This is a genomic window from Bradyrhizobium sp. (genome assembly GCF_035570375.1).
Lineage (GTDB): Bacteria > Pseudomonadota > Alphaproteobacteria > Rhizobiales > Xanthobacteraceae > Bradyrhizobium.
In genome coordinates, this window is the sequence record NZ_DATMLW010000010.1 from 1 (window position 1) to 10,259 (window position 10,259).

Sequence of the window (10,259 nt, forward strand, 5' to 3'; positions counted from 1 at the left end):
GTGAATCTGTCGGTGCGTATCGGCCAAGCGGTTACAATGCCGTCGGGGATAAGATCAGTTCAGCTCCACGGCTTTCGCCGCCCATCGCCTCGTGCAGTACGAAGCCTTCGAGCGGATCGAACTCGCCCCGCCAGGGCGCGCTTTCCAGCACCCTCATCGTATGCGCGTAACCCGCTTCCCAACGCTGTCGGATTCCTGACGGACTGAAGTCGAGGTCCTTGCTATAGTCCTCGTGCCCAAGCCGGGGCGCGAGCAGGCGGACGACATGCATCCGCGTACGACAGCCATAACTTGCGAGGTCGCGAATCTTGGGATCCGTGCGGTTCTCGACGGGTAGCAGGTCCGCCAACTGGGTAATGACGTGGCGGAGACGGTGGAGCTGCCGCTGGCGCGCGATATGGGCGGCCGAGCGGCTCGAATACTGCACGTCCTTTCTGCGATTCTCGACCTCCGACATCGTTTGCGGCGCGGCGCCTTCGGGATTCCAGACGTGGACGGCATACACAATCGAATTGCGGCGCGGATTGTCGTCGAATACCACTTCGACCGGGGTGTTGGAGAATATGCCGCCATCCCAGTAGTGGTGACCATCGATCTCGACTGCGGGAAAGGCGGGCGGAAGCGCACCGGAGGCGAGGACATGCCGGATGTCGAGTGCCATGGCGCGTGAATCAAAATAGGTCATCTCGCTGGTCTCGACATTCGCGGCCCCGACGGTGAGTCGCGTCGACCCGGTCCTGAGAAGATCGAACTCGATCAGGTCGGACAGCGTATCCTTGAGTCGCGTCACGGAATAGTAGCCTGCCTCCCCGGGGCCGAGCGTAATGTGGGGGCTTAGAAAAGCGAGAGCCCGCGGTTTGAAGAACCCCGCGATCCCGGTCGACACCGCCAGCCAGTTGCGCAACGGCGAGGAGAGCAGGGACGGCAAGATGTCGTCAAACACATGACCATGTTCGACGCGCTTCCAGAATGCGCGCAATCGCTGCATGCGTTCGCTGCGCGGGCTGCCCGCGATGATCGCGGCATTGATGGCGCCGATCGATGTGCCGACCACCCAGTCGAGGTCGATGCCGAACTGATCGAGGGCCTGATAGACGCCAACCTGATAGGCGCCGAGCGCCCCGCCGCCCTGCAGCACCAGCACCTGCTGACCGAGGGTGGCCGGGTTCGGATTTTCAATACCTTGCGACATGAGAGATGTCCTGAATTGGAGGAAGGTTGCCGGCTTTTCGATCGGGCCGCGGGTGCAGCGTCGGGTGTCGGATGAAGTTCAGGCGTTGTGGCGCGCAACATGTGTCATGCCGGTGATAAGACGTGCGCCACGCTCGAAGGTGATGTAGTTCCAAAGCCAGTTCGCTCCGACGACGATGCGGTTGCGGAAACCGACGAGAAAATAGATGTGGGCGGTGGACCACAGCAGCCATGCAGGTAGGCCGGAGATCTGAAACGAGCCGATCTCCGCGACGGCGCGCTTTCGCCCGATCGTCGCGAGATTGCCCCAGTTCCGATAGCGGAAGGGCGGTGGCGTCCGACTTCCGGTGAATCGTGCCAGCAGGCAGCGAGCGACATGCGTACCCTCCTGCTTGGCGGCGGGCGCCACGCCGGGCACCGGCCGTCCGCTCGCATCGACCAGGGTTGCGGTATCGCCGATCACGAAGATGTCGGGATGACCGGGGACACTCAGATCGGGCTTAACCTTCACGCGGCCACTCCGGTCGGCGTCGACGTCGAGCCATTTGGCAGCATCGGATGCCTGGACGCCGGCCGCCCAGATAACGGTCGACGTTGTGATCTTCTCGTCGCCGATCGTCACACCGTAGTCGCCGATGTCGGTCACGCGGCCATTCAACCGGACGATCACGCCAAGTCCGTTCAGAGCCTTGCGGGCGGCGTCTCCCAGTTTTGCCGGAAAGGTGGGCAGCAGCCGGTCACCTGCCTCGACGAGCATGACCCTGAGACAACGGCGGGTAATGAAGCGGAAATCCATGTCGGTGGCGTGGCGGGTCAGTTCGGCAATGGCGCCCGCCATCTCCACGCCCGTGGGTCCTCCGCCGACGACAACGAAGGTGAGATATTCATCGCGGTCGGGCAGGCTTTCCTGGCGGATCGTCTCGGCACGTTCCATGGCGAGCAGAATGTTGCGGCGGACGCGGGTCGCGTCGTCGAGCGTCTTGATGCCGGGGGCATGCTCCGCCCATTCGTCGCGGCCGAAATAGCCGTGGCGGGCGCCGGTCGCGATCACGAGGAAGTCATAATCAAGCGTCGTCCCGTCCGAGAGGAGAACGCGCTGCTGGTCGGCATTCACGCCGGTGACCTCGGCGAGGAGAACGCGCGTCTCCTTCTGACGTTTGACGATCGAGCGGATCGGTGCCGCGATGTCGGCAGGCGATAATCCCGCGGTCGCTACCTGGTAGAGTAGCGGCTGGAAGACGTGATGGTTCTGGCGATCGACAATTGTGACCGTGGCACCGGAATGTGCAAGCCCGCGCGCCACCGCCAGACCGCCGAAGCCTGCGCCGATGATGACTACGCGTGGTTTGGCGTTGCGGCCGGTTGGCAGAGGGGCGGGCGGCATGATCGGTTCCTTCCGACGAGTATTGATGTTAAACCTATTCCGTCTCACTGGGCCGCCTGGTTACAGATGAACACATACGCGGGACGTATGAACTTCATGCCCCGGGATGGCTTCCGCCCAGCGCAGAGCCGGCTCAAGATGGATGCGATGACCACGCCATCCCTAACAGAGCGATTGGATTATCTCCGCGGCGCCTCACCCAAGTGGCGCGAGCGCTACGACGAACTGGTGGCGCGGCTCCGCGCGCTGGAGGTTGGCGCCCGCGCGCCAAGCGTCGGCGACCGATTCCCCGAAATCGTCCTGCCCGATCATCGCGGGCGTTATCGCACGCTGACGAGCCTTCTGGCCGACGGCCCGCTTGTGGTCAGCTTCAACAGAGGCAGTTGGTGCCCTTACTGTGTCAGCGAATTGGAGAGCTGGCGCGCGGCGCTTCCCGGGCTCAGGCAGGTCGGCGGAAAACTGGCCATCGTGACGGCAGAACTGGGTGGTAGGAGCCAAGCCCTTGGCGACATCGCCGGGCCAGGCTCGGTAACGCTCTGCGATGTCGACTACGGCGTGACGCTGGAACTTGGCTTGGCGTTCCACGTCGGATCGACATTGGTTGCGGTCTATCGCGAATTCGGGATCGATTTGAACGAACTGTACGGCGGAACGGCTGGCCTGCTTCCGGTGCCCGCGACCTTCGTGGTGCGAACGGACGGCCTCGTCGAATATGCATTCGTGGAGCCCGATTTCAGGCTTCGCGCAGAGCCCGAGGATGTCGTGCGGATCGTCGCCTCAATAATGCGCTGACTCTGCCACGTCCCAGGCGCGGGCGCGCGCCGCGCGCACGAAGGCATCGGCCGCAACGGACCGACGCCGTCCAGCGATTGCCGCGAGCACGACGCTGCGGGTGGCCTCGATGCCGACGAGAGGCAGCACCGCCAGCTTTATGCGATCGCGCGGCGGTGGAAGAAAGGCGCTTCCTAGCCCGATCGACACCAGTCTGCGGAGATGGACCATGTTGTCCACGCGATGTCGGAATGCCAGTTCGAAGCCCGCCGTTTTGGCGGCATCGCGCAGCACCCGAGCCCCGTCGCCACGATATTCGATCCAGACTTCGTCGCGCACATCGTCGAGCGTCACCGCATCCCGGGCCGCCAGCGGATGCTCAGCCTGCGTAATCATGTGATAGACATGGTCGAACAACGACCAGGCTTCGAACCTGTCGGGCGCGTCTTCGGGTGCTTCGACCACAAAAAGATCAAGCGCGCCGTTCAGTCCGAGTTCGATCAGCTCTTCGGATGAGCCACTTCGCAACGTGAGTTCCAGTCCCGGTAGGTAAGCTGCAATCTCGCCAAGCAAGGCGCGCAAGTCGTCGTTCTCTATGATGTTCGCGATTCCAAGGGTCAGTGGTGCTACCCGCGCCTTGCCGATTTCGCGCGCCAGGTTCTTGGCGGCCTGCGCGGATTCGTAAGCAATTTCGAAAAGCGGCAGTATCTCGCGGCCAAGGTCAGTCAGATGGGTCCGCGAGCGCTCGCGGCGGAAGAGTGAGCCGCCAAATTCCTCTTCGAGCTTCTGGATTGCGCGGGTGAGCGACGGCTGTGTCACGTTGCATTCTTCGGCCGCCCGCGTGAAGTTCAGGCTCTGCGCCATGGCGAGAAAATATCGAACCTGATGCATCTCCATGTGCGGTTTATGCCACGGTTCGCGCCATATTGCACCTGCCGCCGGGCAGGCAGCAGCGTCGTCGCCCGACATCGGCGTGGCAGCCCGTTTTGCGGGATGCGCTTCAATATAGCCGGCGCGTATCGAACCCATAAACACCGGTGACGTTCACTTACATTCCTGTCTAAGCGAGATTTGCGTCGGAACGGCGAAGCGATCACCCGCCGAAGGAAACCACCATGCTCGCTACCGTCCGGAGATTTCCGCGCGAACGGTCCGTTCAACCCGTCGTGGCCGAGGATCCCTGGGGTGAACTGATGGCCGCAGCACAGCTGGGGCACGCAGGCGCCTATACCCGGCTGCTGACTGAAGTCGATGGCTGGCTACGCCGCTACTATGCTCGGCGTCTGCCGGCTTCGATGGTCGAGGATGCCGCGCAGGACACGCTTCTCACCCTCCATGCCCGCCGACACACCTACGAGACCAGTCGCCCCTTCAAGGCATGGCTTGCCGGCATCGCGCGCTACAAATGGATCGACCGGTTACGTGCGCTCGACCGTGACCCCGCTGTATCCTGTGCCGAGGATATGTCCGAGGACATAGCCATCGACGATCACGGCCCTGCGATCGTGAGCGCGCTCCTGCTTCGCAAGCTTTTGAGCCAACTGAAACCTGCCCAGTCGGAGGTGATCAGGCTGGTGAAACTTGAAGGGCTGACCGTAGAGGAGGCGTCCGAACTCACCGGCCAGTCCGTCCCGCTGGTGAAGGTGAACATCCACCGGGGTCTGGCTATGCTCAGCTACATCGTAGCCGACGTAACTTGAGGCACATTCGTGCGCTTGATGTTCGACCTGGATCGAGTGAATCGCGTTGCGGACGCATTGCGCAACGATCGATAATCCGGCAGCAGATCGGGTGGCTACCAGCGCAGGACGCGCGGGCCGATCATTGCACCGACGGCTGTGCTGATTGCGATTCCGAGCGTGTACCCGACTAGAACAAAGCCCGCCCCATTCTCTTTGCAGGCGAAGGCATACATGGTCGCGGCGATGCCGCCCGACAGGAGGCCGGCGAGAGCTCCCGTTGCACGGAGACGCAAAGGCGCCTGTCGACGGATCGCCCAGCATGCGCCTGCGAATATGGGCACCGACAGGATCGCGATACGGGCCGGGCATCGCTGCCAGCTCGATCCCAACCAAAGCGACACGAGGTCGGCATCCGACGTCGTCGCCGTCTGCAACACGGCGACCCCGACGAGGAGAAGCACGGGAAAGACGAAGAGCGTTCCCCGATCCGGCACGAGCTTTCCGGGCCGGAGCATCGGCATCAGCATCGAACCGGCGATTGCCGCGAGCGAAAGGGTATAGCATGCCTTCATCGCCAGAGGCCCGCCATGAGCGACGCTAATCAGGTCCGGCTGCACGCCATAGACCGCTACCATGCCGGCGAACGAGACCAGTGTACCAAGGCTCAGGCCGAGGAGCAGGTCGTTTCGTGTCTTTCCCGGAGGAACTGGAGTGAGTTCGCCGGCAAGCGATCGGATGAGATCTGAACTCTTCACGTTGATCAACTTTCGAATTGGCCGGTCAGCGAAATTGGAGAGAAGGCGGGCACTTTCCTATTATCCGCACGCGCAAGCGGAAGGTTACAGGAGATCTTCGGCAAATGCGTCCAGCATTTGTGGAAGCCTGGCCATGTTGCACGGCAGTTTTTGCGATCGGTCGCGCCGAGGACGTGAATTTCAGAAGCGAAGTGCCCGCTTCGTGGAGTTCACCGTCGTGTCCGCTTCGGAAGAAGACGTTCCACGTTTGTGAGTTCCGCCCGCAACGTGGCGGTGTACGCGCGCCTGAACCCGGTCCTGCAGGACCGGGTTTGCGGCGCGACAAGCGGGTCAATTGAAGGAGCCGGTCTAGCTTTCCAGGCCACGACGGATCGCGTGGTCGAGCGAGACGCGGCCGGGTCCCCAAGCCATGATGGCGAGCGCCATTGCAGCCCAGGTTATGTGGATCGGCCAGCCGTCGGGCACGGTCAATTCGACGATAACCGTCATGAAGAGAAGTCCCAATGCCGCGAAGCGAGCAGCCAAGCCTAGAACAAGCAGGATCGGAAAGATTATCTCGCCGGATCCGGACAGGAACGCGAAAACGGTTGGTGCCGGATACGGGTAGGGGCCACCAGGCAAATGGATCATGAACTCTTCGGTGAACAACGTGACGGCTGTGTCGCTGAGGTGGAGAAAGCCGCTCCACTTCAGGATACCCGATTTCCAGAAGGGAACGGCCAAAGCAATCCGCAAGACGAACTGGACTATATCAGGCTGCGCGATGGATCGAACGATCCCGATCGCAAACATGACTAGCGCGACAACATTTTGGCGAAGGCTTCCGCCCGCCAGCCTGTCATTCTCCATTATCATTGCGGATTTCCGTCGTTGATTGTCGTGAAAACGCCGGCATCGATCATGCCTGCCATACTGGCGGAAAGGTCGAAGATGGGGGCCACCTCCAGAGCGGCCGAAACGGCGACGGCAAGAGGGGATCCCTCGATCAATCGAGTCAGGAACGTCGCGCCGCCGGCGGGAAGATGCCGAACCACCACATCGTGGGCGGGGCGGGTGATCAGCGCATCCTCCGGATCGTCCGCCTGGATCTGGTCGGTCTGCTCTTCATTACGATTGGCGGCAAAGATCGACACGGCGGAGAAACTTGAGCGTACGATCCGGACGGCTGGATGCGGCAGAAACACGAGTTCTGCGAGCCTGTCGGCCGGGACGGCCGCCATGACTGTTGCACGCAGAGGCTCGGCGTCGGCCGCATGGTAGCAGTCAAGCCATGCTCGCTCGATCCGAGCCACGTCGGCCAGCCACGGCAACGACCGTGCGTACTCGTATCGCTCGATGAAATCGGGAAAGTCACAGCCATATTCGAAAAGCAGCGGAGAGCGAGGCGGGTTCGCGCGCACGTGAAAGCGTGCCATTGCCCTAAAGAACTCCACGCCTGTGATGCGCTGGACCGCAGGAAAAATCGAAGCCAAAGCCTCCATCAGGCTGAGCGTTACGTTGTTGCGGTAGACGTTGTAGCGCTTGGTCGCTGTCTTCCCGTTAAGGCCCGCAACGCACTCGGGTGTGGCCTGTTCCGGATCCAGTAGGGCAGACGAGAAAACCGCCCCATAGTTCGGCTTCTCTCTGCCACCGCGGGAGGGGAGATCAGCGGGTAGCATAGGTCGATCCAAATGCGGCCGTCTGAGCGTGAAGATTCAGGATGGCCTGTGCCGCCATTGCCTCGGCCTTGAGCACGGACCAATCGGGAATCTTGCTGTCCCATTCCACGAGGGTCGGAATCGGCCCACACCGGCCGAGGACGATGTCGAAGAGAGTCCAGACCGCATCGGCAACCGGGCCGTCGTGGCTGTCGATGAGAAGCGGTTCGTCTTGGTCGTCCGTCTGTTCGGCGTGCCCTGCGAGGTGGATCTCGCCCACCCGGTCGAGCGGGAAATCCGACAGGTAGTCGATGGCAGAGAAGCCATGATTGGTGGCGGAAACGAAGACGTTGTTGATGTCGAGTAGCAGACCGCAGCCTGACCGCCTGGCGAGTTCGCGAATGAAGTCGGTCTCTTTCATGGTGGAGTCGCGAAACATCACGTAGGTGGAAGGATTTTCGAGCAGAATCGGGCGCCGGATCGCTTCTTGCACCTCGTCGATGTGTTCGGCGACCCGGGCAAGCGTCGCCTCCGTGTAGGGAAGAGGCAGAAGATCGTTGAAATAGGTGGTCTGGTGGGTCGACCATGCGAGATGTTCGGAGACAAGCGCCGGCTCGTAGCGCTCCACGAGAGCAGCAAACCTTCCGAGGTGAGCGGCGTCGATCCGTTGCGGGCCGCCGATGGACATGCAGACACCATGCAGCGAAACAGGGTGGTCGCACCGGACGCTTTCGAGCGCGCGGTGGGGGGGCCCGCCCGCTCCCATATAATTTTCGGCATGAACCTCGAAGAAGCCGTACGCCGGTCGCTCGGCCAGAATTGCGCCGAGGTGTTCGTGCTTGAAGCTTGTGCCGGCCAAACCGGCGATCGAGTGAGCCGGAAAGCGGAGCAAGCGCGTGGCTTTCGAGTCCGCAAGTTTGAACATAGCGTTCATGGTCTTTCTCCGCTTTCCGTCAGATCGTTGTCGGCTTACGATGCGGTGAGCGAACCGGTCTTGCCGCCCGGCACCTGGATGGAAGTACAGGTGCCGTGCTGGACGAACTTCCAGGAATTGCCCTGAAAATCGGTGGTCGAGGTGCCTTGGCACGTCGTTCCCGGTCCCGCCGCGCAATCATTCTGGCCCTTGAGCGCGACGCCGAAACACTTTTCCTTGTGGGCCGCGGTCGCGGCTTCCATTTCGGCCTTCGTCAAAGGAGCGGCGAACGAAATCGAGGCGAGCGCTGTCGTGACGGCGCCCGCGAGCAGTGCTGTAGTAACCGTGGTTCTTACTGACATGAAGATTCTCCGTTTGAATTTGAGTGCAGCGGTTTTCCGTTGCACACGAAGAACTCCGAGCCGCCTCCGTTCAGAGTTACACTGAGGCGATTCACGAGTCTGTGATTGTAAAATTTAAGCGAGAAATTGCAGTCGTGTGCCACGCACCGAACGGCAGTGTAGGAAAGCGATCTGGTGTCACAGAACGGTCGCCGAATTGCTCGGCGAGGCCGGGCTTTGCCGCTGCGCGCGGATGCCTGACGCGGCCTATGTCGAGGTGACCGACATCTATTGGCGCGAAGCGGTCCGACGGCCCATGTTTAACCGAAACCCCCTCGAATTACCAAAGGCGAGTTATGGGGTGAAAGGGAGAACGCAGCGCCACCGCTGCGTCCTCTCGTGCCTGCCACGCGGCGACCCGCGGCCAACCCAATGCGCACAAGCAGATTGCGGCGGACTCCGTTGACGCCGTCGAGCGGGGACACGACATATCCTGTACGTCGATCCAGGTCACTGCTCAGGAGCAAGATATGAACGCGCCGCCAAACATCGATCCCGTCACCGGGTATTCTGACAGCGAGGTTTTGCACTGGCTGACAAACGACACGCGCGACGAGCGCTTCATTGACAATATTTTCGCTGAGCTATGTGTCCGGCTCCAGCGAGCAGGCATTCCCGTCAAGCGGGCGTCACTGCATCTCCTGATTCAGCACCCCCAGTGGCTCGGCGCCCGGGTCTTTTGGGCCGACGGGATGCGGGAGGCTACGATTACGAGGGTCGACTATGATGTTAGGGAGCGATCCGAATACATCGGTAGTCCAGTGGAGGAAATCCATAACGGTGCCACCGAGGTACGAGAGAGTCTTGAATGCGATCCTTCGCTGGGCCGCAAGCATGGCGTCTATGACGACTGGCGGTCGATGGGCCTGACAGACTACGTGGCGTGGCCGATGTACCACACGCTCGGGAAGCGGCACGTCGTGGCCTTTGCAACCGATCGGCTCGGAGGTTTCGATGACGGGCATATCGCGGGCCTGTTGAAATTGTTGCCAGTTCTGGCGCTGGTCAGCGAAATCCGTATGAAGAACCGGCTGGCGCGAACGCTGCTCGAAACCTATGTCGGGTCACATGCCGGCGAACTCATTCTGGCAGGCGCCACGAGACGCGGAAGCGGGACGACGGTACGCGCCGCCATCATGATCTGCGATCTGCGTGATTTCACCCGAATCTCCGACAACTGGCCGCGCGATGATGTAATTGATCTCCTGAACGGCTATTTCGACGTGATGTCGGAGCCGATTGCGCGACATGGCGGGGAAATACTGAAATTTATCGGCGACGGCCTGCTCGCCATTTTTCCGCTTAGCCAGCCTAAAGCCTGCGCAAATCTGCTGCATGCCGTGGCCGAAGCCCGTCAGGCCATGGTTGCCCTGAACGAGAAGAACGGCGAGACCGGTCGTGTGCCGCTGAACTACGGCATCGGCGTCCACGTCGGAGACGTCATGTACGGCAATATCGGATCGCGTACCCGGTTGGACTTCACCGTCATCGGTCCTGCAGTCAACATGGCTTCGCGTCTCGAATC

The 10,259-nt window shown here is 61.5% G+C and carries 11 protein-coding genes; 3 read left to right on the plus strand and 8 right to left on the minus strand.

The features are described from left to right. Positions 1–31: 31 nt before the first annotated feature. Together VNX23_RS01215 and VNX23_RS01220 are read right to left on the minus strand one after the other, a co-directional pair. Positions 32–1,192 carry a patatin-like phospholipase family protein gene (locus VNX23_RS01215; RefSeq protein ID WP_325627149.1) on the minus strand — a complete coding sequence of 387 codons (1,161 nt, stop codon included), beginning with the start codon at positions 1,190–1,192 and terminating at the stop codon, positions 32–34. Positions 1,193–1,270: 78 nt separating this feature from the next. Further along, positions 1,271–2,575, minus strand: a complete 1,305-nt coding sequence (locus VNX23_RS01220) for an NAD(P)/FAD-dependent oxidoreductase (RefSeq protein ID WP_325627150.1) — start codon at positions 2,573–2,575, stop codon at positions 1,271–1,273. A 147-nt stretch (positions 2,576–2,722) separates the two neighbouring features. Between VNX23_RS01220 and VNX23_RS01225 the strand changes: the two genes are divergently transcribed. Further along, the gene (locus VNX23_RS01225) at positions 2,723–3,367 is read left to right on the plus strand and encodes a redoxin domain-containing protein (RefSeq protein WP_325627152.1); all 645 of its coding nucleotides are present in this window, start codon (positions 2,723–2,725) and stop codon (positions 3,365–3,367) included. On the opposite strand, the gene VNX23_RS01230 is transcribed toward VNX23_RS01225, so the two are convergent. Continuing rightward, positions 3,353–4,243, minus strand: a complete 891-nt coding sequence (locus tag VNX23_RS01230) for a LysR family transcriptional regulator (RefSeq protein WP_325627154.1) — start codon at positions 4,241–4,243, stop codon at positions 3,353–3,355. The two genes, VNX23_RS01225 and VNX23_RS01230, sit on opposite strands and share 15 nt — an antisense overlap. Before the next feature lie 218 nt (positions 4,244–4,461). Here VNX23_RS01230 and VNX23_RS01235 point away from each other — a divergent pair, with 218 nt between their 5' ends. Next, positions 4,462–5,046 (plus strand): sigma-70 family RNA polymerase sigma factor, encoded by a 585-nt coding sequence (locus VNX23_RS01235; protein WP_325627156.1) that lies wholly within the window; start codon positions 4,462–4,464, stop codon positions 5,044–5,046. A gap of 95 nt (positions 5,047–5,141) precedes the next feature. Here the strand turns inward: VNX23_RS01235 and VNX23_RS01240 are convergent, their stop codons facing one another. The 5 genes from VNX23_RS01240 to VNX23_RS01260 form a co-directional block, all read right to left on the minus strand. Next, the gene (locus VNX23_RS01240; protein ID WP_325627158.1) at positions 5,142–5,783 is read right to left on the minus strand and encodes a DUF1109 domain-containing protein; all 642 of its coding nucleotides are present in this window, start codon (positions 5,781–5,783) and stop codon (positions 5,142–5,144) included. A 348-nt stretch (positions 5,784–6,131) separates the two neighbouring features. Next, entirely contained in the window at positions 6,132–6,638 is a 507-nt protein-coding gene (locus VNX23_RS01245; RefSeq protein ID WP_414642932.1) for a DoxX family protein, read from the minus strand. Beyond that, positions 6,635–7,441 carry a DNA-binding domain-containing protein gene (locus tag VNX23_RS01250; RefSeq protein WP_325627160.1) on the minus strand — a complete coding sequence of 269 codons (807 nt, stop codon included), beginning with the start codon at positions 7,439–7,441 and terminating at the stop codon, positions 6,635–6,637. Before VNX23_RS01250 ends, VNX23_RS01245 begins: the two co-directional genes overlap by 4 nt. After that, a complete protein-coding gene (locus VNX23_RS01255; protein ID WP_414642933.1) occupies positions 7,428–8,345 on the minus strand; it encodes a DUF692 domain-containing protein in 918 nt (305 codons plus the stop codon). The genes VNX23_RS01250 and VNX23_RS01255 overlap by 14 nt, the downstream gene beginning before the upstream one ends. Before the next feature lie 44 nt (positions 8,346–8,389). Continuing rightward, positions 8,390–8,695, minus strand: coding sequence for a DUF2282 domain-containing protein (locus VNX23_RS01260; RefSeq protein ID WP_325627164.1), 306 nt, complete (start codon positions 8,693–8,695; stop codon positions 8,390–8,392). A 509-nt stretch (positions 8,696–9,204) separates the two neighbouring features. Between VNX23_RS01260 and VNX23_RS01265 the strand changes: the two genes are divergently transcribed. Next, the coding region (locus VNX23_RS01265; RefSeq protein ID WP_325627166.1) for an adenylate/guanylate cyclase domain-containing protein at positions 9,205–10,259 on the plus strand (1,055 nt) is incomplete at its 3' end.

What these genes read in the sequence shown, in the direction of transcription:
- VNX23_RS01215 (WP_325627149.1), bottom strand. Translation starts at nt 1,192, where the DNA reads ATGTCGCAAGGTATTGAAAATCCGAACCCGGCCACCCTCGGTCAGCAG.
- VNX23_RS01220 (WP_325627150.1), bottom strand. Translation starts at nt 2,575, where the DNA reads ATGCCGCCCGCCCCTCTGCCAACCGGCCGCAACGCCAAACCACGCGTA.
- VNX23_RS01225 (WP_325627152.1), top strand. Translation starts at nt 2,723, where the DNA reads ATGACCACGCCATCCCTAACAGAGCGATTGGATTATCTCCGCGGCGCC.
- VNX23_RS01230 (WP_325627154.1), bottom strand. Translation starts at nt 4,243, where the DNA reads ATGGAGATGCATCAGGTTCGATATTTTCTCGCCATGGCGCAGAGCCTG.
- VNX23_RS01235 (WP_325627156.1), top strand. Translation starts at nt 4,462, where the DNA reads ATGCTCGCTACCGTCCGGAGATTTCCGCGCGAACGGTCCGTTCAACCC.
- VNX23_RS01245 (WP_414642932.1), bottom strand. Translation starts at nt 6,638, where the DNA reads ATGATAATGGAGAATGACAGGCTGGCGGGCGGAAGCCTTCGCCAAAAT.
- VNX23_RS01250 (WP_325627160.1), bottom strand. Translation starts at nt 7,441, where the DNA reads ATGCTACCCGCTGATCTCCCCTCCCGCGGTGGCAGAGAGAAGCCGAAC.
- VNX23_RS01255 (WP_414642933.1), bottom strand. Translation starts at nt 8,345, where the DNA reads ATGTTCAAACTTGCGGACTCGAAAGCCACGCGCTTGCTCCGCTTTCCG.
- VNX23_RS01260 (WP_325627164.1), bottom strand. Translation starts at nt 8,695, where the DNA reads ATGTCAGTAAGAACCACGGTTACTACAGCACTGCTCGCGGGCGCCGTC.